Source organism: Bacillus kexueae (assembly GCF_022809095.1).
Lineage (GTDB): Bacteria > Bacillota > Bacilli > Bacillales > Aeribacillaceae > Bacillus_BZ > Bacillus_BZ kexueae.
This window is the reverse complement of record NZ_JALAZE010000001.1, coordinates 320,500-333,940: the sequence shown is the minus strand read 5'-3', so window position 1 is coordinate 333,940 and position 13,441 is coordinate 320,500. Positions and strand designations below refer to the sequence as shown.

Sequence of the window (13,441 nt, the reverse complement as noted above, 5' to 3'; positions counted from 1 at the left end):
AACATCTCCTCCTGTTCATAGATTCTCAGAAATTGCTGAGAACATGCATAACATTTTCATTTGGAAAAATGATAAAAAGGACATTGAAGCAGAAAGGGTGGACAACATGACTCAATCGAAAAAACAGCAAGAACGACAATGGAATGTCCGAAAACAATCACAAAACGAACATGGAAAAGTGAAACCATTCAAAGAACTGGACAGCAAGAGTAAATAGAATGAACTTTCGACAAAAGGTACTTTTTGATGAAAACCTTTTGTATGTTAGCTACAGGCGGACGCTTTCTTCGGGAAACTTGTCTAGTTTCAGCTTCCAAAAGTGTCTCCGCCTTTCTCTTTTGTTTTGAATGGAAGCATACTTGTAAGCAGAATAGGCAGAAATCTTTCCTTTAGCTTTATTTTTATTGCAGAAAGTTTAAGTTCAATAAAGTATTAAAGTATTCTCTTTACAGTTTATTGGTGTCTAGCTCTAAGTGCCATCAGCTCGGGTCGCTTCGGCCCTGTTCTGGTGACGGAAGCCTCCTCGCAGGTCCGCCCTTTGCGCTTTTTTTATATAAATGATTGGTTTAATGAAGTGACTTGACTCCTGCGGGACATAGAGGAGAGATTGAGACCACGCAGGCACATGCCGTTAAGGCTTGACTTCCTCGCAGAAAGCAAGTGATTGTAGCACATTGTTCAAAATTCAGCTTAAAGATGTCTGAAAAAGCAACAATCTATACGAAAACAGCTATTTACATACATGGTGAGGCATTGATTAATCGCCTACCAAAAAATTTTAGTTGCGACAATTTAAGACGAATGATATAGTAATAAAGGATTTTCGATAACAACATAACAACTCTACTCATTCGGGTAGGAGAGGTTCTAGCACACCCTCTATAAAAAACTAAGGAATGCTATATCCTTAGGGTATAGTTTTTTTGTTTTTTATTGTCATTGCTAGCACCTCATGATTGAGGTGCTTTTTTCATGGGTTGGAAAAAGTGAACCCCCAACAAATGGAATGAACAGCTTCAGCGTTAAGAGGTGAACAAAAATGAAAAAGGAAAAAGCTGTTGTCGTATTTAGCGGTGGACAAGATAGTACCACTTGCTTATTTTGGGCAATGAAGCAGTTCGATGAAGTGGTGGCGGTTACGTTCGATTATAATCAACGCCATCAATCGGAAATAGATGTAGCGAAAGAAATTACAAAGGAATTAAAAATTGAACATCACATTTTAGATATGGCATTACTTAATCAGCTCGCTCCAAATGCGTTAACGCGAAACGAAATGGAAATAGAGCAAAAAGAAGGCGAGCTCCCAAACACGTTTGTACCAGGAAGAAATCTTTTGTTTTTAACGTTTGCTTCCATTTTGGCTAAACAAATCGGTGCCAAACATATCGTTACAGGAGTTTGTGAGACGGATTTTAGCGGATATCCAGATTGCCGAGATGTATTTGTGAAATCGTGTAACGTTACAGTTAATTTAGCAATGGACGATCAATTCGTTTTCCATACACCGCTAATGTGGCTAAATAAGAAAGAGACATGGAAGCTTGCGGATGAGCTAGGTGCATTTGAGTTTGTTCGTACGAAAACGTTAACGTGTTACAACGGTATCGTGGCAGATGGATGCGGAGAATGTCCAGCTTGTCAATTACGTCAAAAAGGATTAGAAGAATATTTACTTGAAAAGGACGGGGGACAATAATGCTTCAACAAGTATACCCTCAAGTACAGCATGAGTATGAATATGAGTTAAATAAAGATATGCAGTTTGCAGCTGCCCATTTCATTCCGAATGAAGCGGCTGGGAATTGCCAAAATATGCACGGACATACGTATTTCGTGAATTTGACGATTGCGGGGGACGAATTGGATGATGCCGGATTTTTAGTGAACTTCAGCGCGTTGAAAAAAATGGTTCACGGGCAGTTCGACCATACGGTGCTAAATGATCACCCTCAATTCAGTCAGAATGACCCGAATCGTTTCCCGACGACGGAAGTGCTTGCGCGAACGATATACGAGATGGTACAACAAGAGCTTGACCGACTCCCGAATCAACCGAAATGCTTGCAAGTGTTTGTGCGTGAAACACCGACAAGCTACGTTGTGTATAGACCGAAAAAGGAGAAGCAACGATGAGAAATAAATTAATTCCTGTAATTGAAATTTTTGGGCCGACTGTGCAGGGAGAAGGAATGGTCGTCGGTCAAAAAACGATGTTTGTACGAACTGCCGGTTGCGACTTTTCATGCTCTTGGTGCGACTCTGCATTTACGTGGGACGGAAGTGGAAAAAGTGAAATTAAACTGATGTCCCCGCTTGAAATTTGGGAAGAGCTATATCGACTTGCTCCAGCTAACTTTTCGCATGTCACAATCTCAGGAGGAAATCCTGCTTTATATCCTCAAATGGAAGAGTTGATTGACTTTCTGCATGAGAAGAAGGTAAAGGTTGCTATTGAAACACAAGGCAGTCGTTATCAAAGCTGGCTTACAAAAGTGGATGATTTAACGATTTCACCTAAACCACCAAGCTCTGGGATGACACATGATTTAACGATTTTAGATCGAATTATGGACGAGGTGACAAAGGAGCATTCACACTCACACCCTTCGTTAAAAGTGGTCATTTTTGATGAACAAGATCTAGCTTTTGCAAAGGATATTCATAAGAGATATGAAGAAGTACCGTTTTACGTTCAAGTCGGGAATCCGCTTGTAAACGAAAGTGATAACGATTCACTCGTTCGTCTATTATTAGAACGGTACGAACGGCTAATTGACGAAGTGATGAAGGATGAAGAGCTGCTACACGTTCGTGTATTGCCACAGCTTCACACACTCGTCTGGGGAAATAAACGCGGTGTATAATAGAAAGGAGAATAACAATGGCAGGAAGAAAAGATGAAGAACTACAAGGTGTAACCCTATTAGGAAATCAGGGGACGAACTACTTATTTGAATACTCACCCGATATTTTAGAAGCATTTGATAACAAGCATCCAAATCGTGACTATTTTGTAAAGTTCAATTGTCCAGAGTTTACATCTCTTTGTCCGAAAACAGGTCAACCAGACTTTGCAACGATTTACATTAGCTACATTCCGGATAAAAAAATGGTTGAAAGTAAATCGTTAAAGCTCTATTTATTTAGCTTCCGTAACCACGGGGACTTTCATGAAGATTGCATGAATATTATTATGAATGATTTAATTGAGTTAATGGACCCGCGCTATATTGAAGTGTGGGGCAAATTCACACCACGTGGCGGCATTTCGATTGATCCGTATGTCAACTACGGGAAACCAGGAACGAAATATGAGAAAATGGCGGAATACCGCTTAATGAATCACGACATGTATCCGGAAACGATTGATAATCGTTAACGGAAAAGGGCTGTACTTAATAGAATCATTGCTGATTTTTAATCATCTACGTATAATGGAAAGGCGGAGGGAATTTCCCTCCGCCTTTCTAATTATTCATGTTCAGCGATAATGGTATAATTTTTATGGTTCACAACAGTTTTATGTTCTAACTCTAATTCACGATAGTTGTCCATGTAAGTAAGATCGACGATGACTGAATTTTCATTGACTTTCTCGACGACACCTTTAAGGCCGTCTTTGAATTCGATTACATTTCCAATTTGAGCAATTTTCATTTTTTCTCTCCCTTTTACTTACTTATCATTATTTTGCATGATTTCTGAATTCTTGTAAAGAGTTTTGGTAAAAATTAGTTCCGAATAGAAAGGAAGATGTAGATGGAAGAATCACTTATTCATGAAATTTTAGATCAGTTAAAGAATGGGGAGCGTTCAGAATTTACTGTGACGAAGGAGCAGTTTATGCCTTTTCGCAACGTGCTAGTGAAACGAGAGGATTTTAAGCATTTTCGTGGGAATGCCCAGCACGGTGGAACCATTACATATACGTATTTAAAAGAACCTAGAAGCTAGGGCAAGATAAGACTTTCTTTGAATGAGCCAAGTGGAGAAAAGCTGCCCGTTTTTCTCCACTCGACTTTTGATTCCCCATTGTTCCGCTTATTTAATCATGCGTTGTCACTCTCCCTTTTTTCTTGTTGCAGCAACCTCTTCAATTTCGTAATGGCTCTTCTTCTCCATCCCTTCACTTGAGGGACAGTCGCACCTAACTCCTCCGCAATCATGGTGGTCGTTTTTCCTTCAAACACCTTCTTCTTTAACCATTCACCTTGTGGGGTGGGTAAGCTTTCTGCAAGTGAATGAACAAAAATTTCATCCACAATCTCTTGTTCTTCACTTACGCACTCAATCGTTCTTACCTCTTCATAAAGTGCATGTCGGTTTGAAAATTTTCCTCTTCGTTTAAGCTCCGTTAACAATTCCCCTTGAATGTACGAGTAGACAAAAGGTGAGAATTCTCCTTTCTCCACTTCAAAATTCACGGACGCCTTCCAAAGTGCAATCATCCCAATATGAAAAAATTCACCATCGCGATCATTGATTCGCAGCTTGTTCATGATGTGATAAATCATTCCTTTATACTTTTCAACTAACGTGTTGAAATCATTGTCTTGCAAACTAATACCCTTTCTCAAGAATGCATCCTTGTTATATTCCGCGGTATTTTTACAGTACAAAGATTTGCAGAAATTGGCGAAAGAGATAAATGTAAAATAATGGATATTAGAACTACGAATATTGTCAAGAATTGTAGACATCATTCTTGATTAATAACAAGGGATTGTTCAGTTTTCGAAAAATAAGAATCATTTTCGCGAATATTCTTCACCATTCAGAAGAGAATAATTGGAAAGACTGGAGGTGGTATGCATGGGCGAAATGTATAAACAAAATTGGCAAAAGAAAGATACCGTTGCCAATATGTTTGCGGTTTTTCGACAATCCGCTGACTTTACCCAATTTGACGGAAAATCAATTAACGAGACGAAATATTGGATGTCGTATTTCCGTACACTCGTCGATGTTAGTATTTTGCACGAAACGATTTTACGTCCGGTGCATACCAAAGAGTGGACATCATTAGAAGAACTGAAACAAATTATCCCGATTGAAGACTGTGTAATAACGATCGATATCGACGTAATGAAGGAGAAGATATTAGAAGGATACGTCATGGTGTCGCTCAGTGAATATGGCTCACCAGCCTTGCTAATACAGTCGAAAATCAATAAAGCAAGGGAAGTAACCTTACCAGAGGTAGAATTCACTGTCGTAGGTCCAAAAGAGGCATTCGTCGAGTCCATTCACTCCAATATAAACTTAATTCGAAAACGGGTTCCGATTGAAGAACTACGAATTCGTTCACTTAGATTAGGGAAGATCTCCAAGACGACCGTTTCCATTGCCTATATCGAGGGAATTGCCGATGAGGAGAATGTCAATACTGTATGGCAGCGAATTAATGATATTGATATCGATCAAATCAATGATAGCTCATATGTGACACAAATGATTTCGGACAATCATAACTCACCGTTTCCACAATTGCTCGATACGGAAAGGCCGGACCGTGTCGCGGCGATTTTAGCGGAGGGGAAAATTGCGGTATTAGTCGATGGCTCACCACATGTCTTAATTGCCCCGACGACTCTCGTTGAATTTTTCTCGTCCTTTGAAGACTATTTTTCGAACTGGCTACTCGCTTCATTCTTCCGCCTAATTCGACTTTTTGCGGTTGCATTTTCCATCTTTGCTACGCCGATTTATGTGGCGACGATGAATTATCATTATGAACTCATTCCGTCCGATATGTTAAACACGCTCATAACGTCAAGGCGTGAAGTGCCGCTTACGCCGTTATTGGAGGCGTTATTTTTAGAGTTAACGATTGAATTGCTAAGGGAAGCAGGGGCTCGGCTGCCGACTAAAGTCGGTCAGACGATCGGGATTGTCGGCGGGATTGTGATTGGAACCGCATCAGTAGAAGCGGGGTTAACGAGTAATATTTTACTTATTATCGTTGCATTAGCGGCTCTTGCTTCCTTCACAACACCCGTTTATAAAATGGGTAATGCGATCCGGCTAATCCGCTTTCCTTTTTTGCTCTTTGCGGAGTTTTTCGGTCTAATCGGGATTGTTTTATGCTTTAGTTATTTTACCGCACATCTACTCCGGCTAACATCGCTCGGTCGGCCGTTTTTAGAGCCGGTTTATCCACCGCGAGTTCATGATTTAAAAGATGCCGTCATACGATTTCCGTTTTCGATGATGACGAAACGACCGCAAGCGCTGCGGACGGAAAGTCCGAATCGAATGGATCCAAATGATACGAAACAAAACAAAGATGTCGATGAATAACGAATAAAAGGGGGTGAGCATACCGGTGGGGAAAATTAGTGAACGCCATAAAATATCGTATTTTCTCGTGTTTTTTCTCATTCATAGCACGCAATTTGGAGTAGGTGTCCTTGGATTTCAGCGCGTTGTAGTTCAAGCAACGGGCAATGATTCATGGCTGCCTGTTTTATTAGCTGGTGGGTATGTTCACATTCTTTTATGGATGATTTATAAGATCTTGAAAAATTCTGATGGTAGTCTTTATACCCTGCATAAAAGCTTGTTCGGTAAATGGATCGGGAGTGCCTTTAATCTCATCTGGATGGCTTACTTCTTTATCGTAGGGGTGATGGTGCTTCGGACATATATTGAAGTAATTGAAGTATGGATGTTTGCCGATTTGAATAAATGGATTTATTCTGCTTTAATCATCATCTTAGTCTCCTATATCATTATGGGAGGATTTCGTGTCGTAACGGGCATCGCCTTTTTAGGTAGCTTTTTACCGCTATTTTTAGTTGTCACGTTTATCATCTTTCCGCTTGAGTTCGCCCATGTGAATAACTTAATGCCAGCTTTTTCTCATTCGCCGAAAGAAGTATTTGAAGGTGTACAAAAAATGACTTTAACCGTACTCGGATTTGAAGTGCTACTTATCTTTTATCCATTTATCAAAAATCCAGAGAAGTCAAAAAAGTGGGCGCATTTTGCGATTCTTTTTACGACGATTTTATATTTCGTCATTATGCTCATTTCCATTTTGTATTTCACAGAAGAAGAATTAATGCGCAATACGTGGGCGACGCTCACGATGTGGAAAATCGTTGAAATTCCATTTGTGGAGCGGTTTGAATACATTGGGATTGCCAATTGGGGTTTCGTCATTTTGCCGAATATATGCATTGCCCTATGGTGCGTCAATCGAGGAATAAAAGAAACGTTTCATCTTTCATATCGTAAAGGAGTTGCAATTGTGCTAGTTCTTATGTTTTTCCTCGTCAATATGCTTGAAGGAAGGAATAACGTAAACCAATTAAATGAACTTCTTGGGCAAACAGGTTACTATTTGATGAACTTTTACATTCCCTTCCTATTTGTAGTCACATGGATTCGCGAAAAGATGAATCAAAGGAGACAGCGAAATGAGACGGCCTAAAATGATTATTATCTTCGCATTGATGTTGTTTCTTGGGGGATGTATTCAAAAGGAGATATTGGATGAGGTAAATCTTATTACGGTTATGGGATATGACAAAGGCGAAAATGGGGGCATTATCGGCACGGTCGTCGTACCACAATATAGCAAAGATCAGCCAATTGATAACAAAATTTTAAAGGTAGAGGGGGATTTAAGTCGTGATATTATGTCGCAATTGCAAAAAGAATCCCCAGATCCACTCGTATATGGAAAGCTTCAATTTGTCCTTTATCAACGCGCCGTGGCCGAACAAGGAATTCAGCCGCTCATTGATTCAATTGAGCGTGATGCAAGTGTCGGCTCTCGCCTAATTTTAGCCGTTAGTAATGATAATGTTTTTGAGCTGCTTTCTAATAATTACGGACAGCTAGGAAATGCCGTTTATCTTTCGAACTTAGTTCGCCAAAACATGAATTTACGAGACATTCCTGAAAACAATCTACATCTTTTCTTATATTCATTGTACACCGATGGACGAGACCCAGTAATGCCAATTATGGAACAAAATGGTCAAGACAATATTCGAATAACAGGTGTGGCGTTGTTTCAAAAAGATCGGATGGTCGGAGAAATTGAAAATAAACAAATGCCGTTTCTTAAATTATTAATGGGTGAATCTGTGAAAGGTACACACCCAAAAGATCTTGAAAATAATGAAATAGCTTCCATCGAAAGTATAAAGTCAAAGCGTAAAATGACCTATGTGAAAGAGAAACCGGCAATTGAAATTGAGTTAACGATCAAAGGGCACGTAAGGGAATATTCGAAAGGAAAAATCACACCAAAAGATATTAAGAAGTTAGAGAGTGCGATGGAAAAAGAGATTGAAAAAGAAAGCAGTGTCCTCATAGAGCAGTTTAAAGAGCTAGAGGTCGATCCGGTCGGTTTTGGGGAATTTATAAAAAGTCGCTCAAGAGGCGAAAAAAAATCAGACTGGACGAAAGAGTATTTACAGACGGAAATAAACGTCAAAGCAGACGTAACAATTATTGAAACTGGCGTCGTCGAATAGCCCTTTTTGTCATGATTTTCAACTTGTCTCATAAGTTGTAAAGAATGATTGATAGGGGAGAGTGGAATGAAAACTTTTCTGACTGGAACGATGTTTTTAGTAATCGCTGCATTTATCGGTGAATGCTTTGAGTTTGTTATAAATATGATGTTAGCACGGGAGCTAGGGGAGGAAGGGATGGGCCATTACATGTCCATACTTCCGGTCATGTTTTTTATCGTCGTGTTAGCAAGCTTTGAACTGCCGATATCAATTTCGAAATACGTCGCTGAGAAAAAGCCTTCACTACATGGGCCGATGTTAGCCTATGCGTTGAAGCTTGCGAGTACCATATCCATCATTTTTCTTCTCGTAACATGGGTGGTATTACCTCGACTTCCGTTCTTTCAGTCGTACCATCCTTCCATATTGTGGCTATTTCTCATTTTAATCCCGTTAATATCCTTTTCGTCGATTGCAAGAGGGTATTTCATGGGAACAAATCAAATGGGGAAAATCGCATTTGCCAACGGTTTTCGTAAGTTCGTTCAATTAGGGCTGTTAGTCGTATTATTTCAACTCTTGAACTTTCATGATGAGCTTGCTTTATTAGCAGCCTTAAGTGCATTTATCGGTAGTGAAGTCATTATCGTCATCTATTTACTGAGTGCGTACTTTCTTCAAACAAAGCAATTGATGGTTATCGCGGAAAAGGAAGAAAGTAAGGCCCACATTCGGAACCAGCTTTTTCACATTTCCGTTCCGACGACGATTTTACGAATATTTCATTCGTTAACCCATGCCGTTCAACCGTTTCTGATAAAAGCGGCACTTATAAATGCGGGGCTATCCGCTTCTGAAGCAACGGCACAATTTGGTTTGTTAACAGGGGTTGCTATGACAATCGGTTTCTTCCCAGCGTTTATCGCTCATTCACTTTTAATTGCAATGATTCCATCAGTATCAAAAGCGTATGTCAACCATGACGAGGTTCTGTTAAAAAAGTTGCTACAGCAGTCGATGTTCATTACGTTTTTATACGGAATCCCTGCTGTTATAATCATGTTTAGCCTTGGTGAGACCATTACATCGCTATTTTTCCATTTATCTTCGGCAAGCTATTATTTGAAAATGCTGTGGCCGTACTTTTTCTTTCATTTTTTAATCATTCCACTTCAAGCGTATTTAATCGGATTAAGTTTAGTAAAGGATGCGCTTTTTCATACGATATGGTCTCACGCTATCGCATTTAGTGTCATCTTTCTGTTAGGGTCGATGCAAGATTGGCAGATGAACGGTGTCATTATCGGTTTAAATGTCGGAGGAGTACTCCAATTTTTGCTTCATTACTTGACAATTTGTAAAAAAATAAAGGTTTCGGCTTTCACATTAACAAAGCGAATCGCTTCATAAAGAATGAAAGGGTGCGTCTTTTGCGCACTCTTTTTCGTTGATACAGAAAGTTTAAGTTCAATAAAGTGTTAACGTATTCTCTTTACCGTTTTTTTGGTGTCTAGCGCAAAGCGCCATCAGCTCGGGTCGCTTCGGCCCTGCTGTGGCGACGGAAGCCTCCTCGAAGGTCCTTCAGCGCCCTTCGCCTAAGGACTTACGCTTTGCGCTTTTCTTAATTCAACCCTTATTTCAATCACAAATTTCTCCCTGATTTTGTCATAGTTAGAACGCCGTTGGAAAAACTAATCAAAAATAGTGAATGAAGGAGTTTCATCATGTTTTTTCAAAAGGAAAGCACCATAACACCTTCTACAAACTTAAAATCGTTTTATCAGATGGTGAAAAAAGCTGTCTCGAATCATCCAGATTTGTCGTTTCGACTTCTTCAGGAGTAATGGAATAAGAAGTTTTGCATAGGTTGTACAAATAAGATTAAAGGAGAAAGAGTATGCGGAGGAAATGGAGTGTCGGTAGTTTTATTTTGTTAGCTGGAGTTCTGTTTTTTTATCTTTTTCATGCTCATAGTAACGCGTCAAGTCCATTAACAATCGGGGAGGAAGCTCCGAATTTTACGCTCCAAAATCAAGATGGGGAAAAGATTAAGTTAGCAGATTTGCGCGGAAAAACCGTTGTGTTGAATTTTTGGACAACGTGGTGTCCACCGTGTCAAGAGGAGTTGCCAGAGATCAAGCAATTTGCGACAGAAGTGAATGAGTCGGAAGTGGTGGTAATCGGGATTAATTTAACGAGTGAAGAACAAAGTGATGAAGCTGTGATTGAATTTATTAGACGAAACGATCTCGATTATATGAATCTTTTGGATTCAAAAGGAATTGTGGGAGACTTGTATCAAATTGTGGTAATTCCGACTACGTTTATTTTAGATGCAGATGGGAAAATACAGGAGAAAGTTGTTGGACCTGTTACGAAAAAACAGTTGCAATCCATGATTCGCTAACTTTTTTGCTTAAGCTGTAGTTTCCCTGATCCACGACAATTCGGGCAGACCGTAAAAAGCGGTAGGAGAGCAAATTTTTTAATTTTTCCCGTCCCATTGCAAAGGCGACAAACAATCATAATGGCCAATCAACGAACACCATCCTTTCCATTTTCAATCTCGTGTGTAGTACATTTTATTCAAAACCGAAAAGATTTAAAACAGATTAGGGGCAAATGGGTTCCCTCTACATAAGATAATACAAATCTAATTGAGAATGAAAATAATTATTAATATAAATTATTAAATTAAAATTATTATAATTTTTAACTTGAAATTCGTTTTATTTAAGATATAATGAAACATACAGATAGTAAATTTTGTAGACAAAGAGAAGTCAATTTACTTAGAAGCGAAAGGAGCCGCCTCTAGACAGGTTGGCTGCTGAATTAAATCGCGATTGAATTGAATACTGAAGTTGTTTAATGTTCATTAACATTTTTTTGATAATTTATTACATCAAGTTAGAAGACTGAATGCTGCCGAATAGGCAGCTTTCGTACTTTTACACGAACATTGAAGATGATTGTAATTCTCAATTAGAGGAGGAAAGGTTATGGAAGTGAATACGAAAATAAACGTTGAAAGCAAATACCGAGGAAATCAACCATCTGCATTTCAACTTAATTGGTCAGAGCATGGGGAATTGATAGCGGCAATCATATCTGGAATCTTAATTTTGATGGCGTGGGGATTTCAAACGAATGACCTTTCAAACGTTTCCACTCCACTTTATATCCTTGCGTTTCTCATCGGTGGCTATGCGAAAGCAAAAGAAGGAATCGAAGAAACGATAGAAGAGCGGAAGTTGAACGTGGAACTTTTGATGGTGTTTGCAGCGATTGGCTCAGCCATCATTGGCTATTGGGCAGAAGGAGCGATTTTAATTTTCATATTTGCAGTAAGCGGTGCTTTAGAGACGTACACTTCGAAAAAAAGTGAGCGTGAGCTTTCGAGTCTAATGGCTATGCAGCCAGAGTCGGCAACGCGTATGCGAAATGGTGTAGAGGAAGTCGTGCATGTGTCGGAACTCCGAACGGATGATTTAATTATGATTAAGCCAGGAGAACGTGTGCCAGCAGATGGAATAATCGAAAGAGGGAAAACGAGTATAGACGAATCGGCGATAACAGGTGAATCTATTCCCGTTGAAAAGGATGAACAAGCTGAAGTCTTTGCAGGTACGGTCAATTTAAATGGAGCGATAACAGCACGTGTTACGAAAGAAAATAAAGATTCATTGTTTCAAAAAATACTAGACTTAGTTCAATCTGCACAATCACAAAAATCACCATCTCAGCAGTTTATCGAACGGTTTGAAAGCACATATGTCAATGGCGTCATCCTAATGGTCCTTCTTTTAATGTTTGTACCACACTTTGCTCTCGGGTGGTCGTGGGAGGAAACATTTTATCGCGCAATGGTATTTATGGTAGTAGCTTCTCCGTGTGCGCTCGTGGCAAGTATTATGCCAGCTACCTTATCTGCCATTTCAAACGGTGCAAAAAATGGCTTGCTTTTTAAAGGCGGCGTACATTTAGAACGATTAAACACGGTGAAGGTCATTGCGTTTGATAAAACGGGAACACTTACAAAAGGAAAACCGGTTGTAACAGAGTCGTTATTTGCTTCCGATATCGAAAAAGATGTTCTGTTAAAAGCGGTCTATGCAATGGAAAAACAATCGAATCATCCATTAGCTAAAGCAATTACCACGTATATTCGTCAAGAGCACCCATCAATAAGAGAAGAATGGATTCATGTAACAGAACAATCCGGATTTGGTGTTTCGGCTGTTGTCGATCAAACGGAGTGGAAGATTGGAAAAAAAGAATTCGTAGGACAGGATGAAGCCAACCTTTTTTACCCGAATGAGGTATCAAAATTTCAAGAAGAAGGTAAAACGATCGTATACGTTCAAAATGAAGGGCGAGTTGTCGGTTTATTTGCGTTAAAAGATGTCCTTCGAGATGAAGTAGTAGAAACGATTCGTGCGTTACGTAAAGAGGGTATACAAACGGTTATGCTCACCGGTGATAGTGAAGCGACGGCTAGAGCGATTGCCGAAGAAGCAGGAATTGAAAAGTACTATAGTGAATGTTTACCAGAAGATAAGGTAGAAAAAATAAAAGAATTAAAAAAACAATTAGGAACGGTAGCGATGATTGGAGACGGAATTAACGATGCTCCAGCTTTAGCTACAGCGAATGTCGGAATTGCGATGGGAGAAGGAACGGATGCAGCGTTGGAAACAGCTGAAGTCGTTCTCATGAAAAATGACTTAACGAAAGTTCAGAAGGCGATTCAATTGTCGAGAAAAATGAATCGAATTGTGAAGCAAAATATCGTGTTTTCCTTGTCCGTTATCGCTCTTTTAATTTGTTCCAACTTCCTTCAACTCATTGATTTGCCATATGGGGTCATCGGACATGAAGGTAGCACCATTTTAGTTATTTTAAATGGGCTAAGATTACTAAAATCAGAATAGGGAAAAAAATAAAAACCGAGAAGTCAGTCGACT

14 protein-coding genes and 1 riboswitch are annotated in these 13,441 nt (G+C 39.4%); of the genes, 12 read left to right on the top strand and 2 right to left on the bottom strand.

Annotation, left to right across the window (positions count from 1 at the left end; all coding sequences use genetic code 11):
• Nucleotides 1–106 precede the first annotated feature (106 nt).
• The 5 genes from ML543_RS01825 (at nucleotide 107) to queF (ending at nucleotide 3,382) form a co-directional block, all read left to right on the top strand.
• Nucleotides 107–217 carry a DUF6254 family protein gene (locus ML543_RS01825; RefSeq protein ID WP_243385436.1) on the top strand — a complete coding sequence of 37 codons (111 nt, stop codon included), beginning with the start codon at nucleotides 107–109 and terminating at the stop codon, nucleotides 215–217.
• Between the two features lie 638 nt (nucleotides 218–855).
• Nucleotides 856–899: riboswitch (PreQ1 riboswitch) on the top strand.
• Nucleotides 900–1,039: 140 nt separating this feature from the next.
• The gene (gene queC, locus ML543_RS01820; protein ID WP_243385435.1) at nucleotides 1,040–1,699 is read left to right on the top strand and encodes a 7-cyano-7-deazaguanine synthase QueC; all 660 of its coding nucleotides are present in this window, start codon (nucleotides 1,040–1,042) and stop codon (nucleotides 1,697–1,699) included.
• Nucleotides 1,699–2,136 carry a 6-carboxytetrahydropterin synthase QueD gene (gene queD / locus ML543_RS01815; protein WP_243385434.1) on the top strand — a complete coding sequence of 146 codons (438 nt, stop codon included), beginning with the start codon at nucleotides 1,699–1,701 and terminating at the stop codon, nucleotides 2,134–2,136. The genes queC and queD overlap by 1 nt, the downstream gene beginning before the upstream one ends.
• Nucleotides 2,133–2,867: a 7-carboxy-7-deazaguanine synthase QueE gene (gene queE, locus ML543_RS01810; RefSeq protein ID WP_243385433.1), complete on the top strand. Its 735-nt coding sequence runs from the start codon at nucleotides 2,133–2,135 to the stop codon at nucleotides 2,865–2,867. The genes queD and queE overlap by 4 nt, the downstream gene beginning before the upstream one ends.
• 17 nt (nucleotides 2,868–2,884) lie before the next feature.
• Nucleotides 2,885–3,382: a preQ(1) synthase gene (gene queF / locus ML543_RS01805; RefSeq protein WP_243385432.1), complete on the top strand. Its 498-nt coding sequence runs from the start codon at nucleotides 2,885–2,887 to the stop codon at nucleotides 3,380–3,382.
• A 92-nt stretch (nucleotides 3,383–3,474) separates the two neighbouring features.
• Here the strand turns inward: queF and ML543_RS01800 are convergent, their stop codons facing one another.
• Nucleotides 3,475–3,660, bottom strand: coding sequence for a YkvS family protein (locus tag ML543_RS01800; RefSeq protein ID WP_243385431.1), 186 nt, complete (start codon nucleotides 3,658–3,660; stop codon nucleotides 3,475–3,477).
• A 102-nt stretch (nucleotides 3,661–3,762) separates the two neighbouring features.
• Between ML543_RS01800 and ML543_RS01795 the strand changes: the two genes are divergently transcribed.
• Nucleotides 3,763–3,957 carry an abortive phage infection protein gene (locus ML543_RS01795; RefSeq protein WP_243385430.1) on the top strand — a complete coding sequence of 65 codons (195 nt, stop codon included), beginning with the start codon at nucleotides 3,763–3,765 and terminating at the stop codon, nucleotides 3,955–3,957.
• 95 nt (nucleotides 3,958–4,052) lie between these two features.
• On the opposite strand, the gene ML543_RS01790 is transcribed toward ML543_RS01795, so the two are convergent.
• Nucleotides 4,053–4,580: a sigma-70 family RNA polymerase sigma factor gene (locus ML543_RS01790; protein WP_243385429.1), complete on the bottom strand. Its 528-nt coding sequence runs from the start codon at nucleotides 4,578–4,580 to the stop codon at nucleotides 4,053–4,055.
• A gap of 235 nt (nucleotides 4,581–4,815) precedes the next feature.
• Between ML543_RS01790 and ML543_RS01785 the strand changes: the two genes are divergently transcribed.
• The 6 genes from ML543_RS01785 (at nucleotide 4,816) to ML543_RS01760 (ending at nucleotide 13,408) form a co-directional block, all read left to right on the top strand.
• Nucleotides 4,816–6,303, top strand: coding sequence for a spore germination protein (locus tag ML543_RS01785; RefSeq protein ID WP_419095322.1), 1,488 nt, complete (start codon nucleotides 4,816–4,818; stop codon nucleotides 6,301–6,303).
• A 25-nt stretch (nucleotides 6,304–6,328) separates the two neighbouring features.
• Nucleotides 6,329–7,438 carry a GerAB/ArcD/ProY family transporter gene (locus ML543_RS01780; protein ID WP_243385428.1) on the top strand — a complete coding sequence of 370 codons (1,110 nt, stop codon included), beginning with the start codon at nucleotides 6,329–6,331 and terminating at the stop codon, nucleotides 7,436–7,438.
• The gene (locus ML543_RS01775; RefSeq protein ID WP_243385427.1) at nucleotides 7,425–8,492 is read left to right on the top strand and encodes a Ger(x)C family spore germination protein; all 1,068 of its coding nucleotides are present in this window, start codon (nucleotides 7,425–7,427) and stop codon (nucleotides 8,490–8,492) included. Before ML543_RS01780 ends, ML543_RS01775 begins: the two co-directional genes overlap by 14 nt.
• A 66-nt stretch (nucleotides 8,493–8,558) precedes the next feature.
• Complete coding sequence (locus ML543_RS01770; protein ID WP_243385426.1) at nucleotides 8,559–9,884, top strand: polysaccharide biosynthesis protein; 1,326 nt, start codon at nucleotides 8,559–8,561, stop codon at nucleotides 9,882–9,884.
• 487 nt (nucleotides 9,885–10,371) lie between these two features.
• Nucleotides 10,372–10,881 (top strand): TlpA family protein disulfide reductase, encoded by a 510-nt coding sequence (locus ML543_RS01765; RefSeq protein WP_243385425.1) that lies wholly within the window; start codon nucleotides 10,372–10,374, stop codon nucleotides 10,879–10,881.
• 601 nt (nucleotides 10,882–11,482) lie between these two features.
• Nucleotides 11,483–13,408: a heavy metal translocating P-type ATPase gene (locus tag ML543_RS01760; protein ID WP_419095335.1), complete on the top strand. Its 1,926-nt coding sequence runs from the start codon at nucleotides 11,483–11,485 to the stop codon at nucleotides 13,406–13,408.
• Nucleotides 13,409–13,441 lie beyond the last annotated feature (33 nt).

Excerpts from the sequence above, each read along its gene's own strand:
- ML543_RS01825 (WP_243385436.1), top strand. The coding sequence starts at position 107 with ATGACTCAATCGAAAAAACAGCAAGAACGACAATGGAATGTCCGAAAA.
- queC (WP_243385435.1), top strand. The coding sequence starts at position 1,040 with ATGAAAAAGGAAAAAGCTGTTGTCGTATTTAGCGGTGGACAAGATAGT.
- queD (WP_243385434.1), top strand. The coding sequence starts at position 1,699 with ATGCTTCAACAAGTATACCCTCAAGTACAGCATGAGTATGAATATGAG.
- queE (WP_243385433.1), top strand. The coding sequence starts at position 2,133 with ATGAGAAATAAATTAATTCCTGTAATTGAAATTTTTGGGCCGACTGTG.
- queF (WP_243385432.1), top strand. The coding sequence starts at position 2,885 with ATGGCAGGAAGAAAAGATGAAGAACTACAAGGTGTAACCCTATTAGGA.
- ML543_RS01800 (WP_243385431.1), bottom strand. The coding sequence starts at position 3,660 with ATGAAAATTGCTCAAATTGGAAATGTAATCGAATTCAAAGACGGCCTT.
- ML543_RS01795 (WP_243385430.1), top strand. The coding sequence starts at position 3,763 with ATGGAAGAATCACTTATTCATGAAATTTTAGATCAGTTAAAGAATGGG.
- ML543_RS01785 (WP_419095322.1), top strand. The coding sequence starts at position 4,816 with ATGGGCGAAATGTATAAACAAAATTGGCAAAAGAAAGATACCGTTGCC.
- ML543_RS01775 (WP_243385427.1), top strand. The coding sequence starts at position 7,425 with ATGAGACGGCCTAAAATGATTATTATCTTCGCATTGATGTTGTTTCTT.
- ML543_RS01770 (WP_243385426.1), top strand. The coding sequence starts at position 8,559 with ATGAAAACTTTTCTGACTGGAACGATGTTTTTAGTAATCGCTGCATTT.
- ML543_RS01765 (WP_243385425.1), top strand. The coding sequence starts at position 10,372 with ATGCGGAGGAAATGGAGTGTCGGTAGTTTTATTTTGTTAGCTGGAGTT.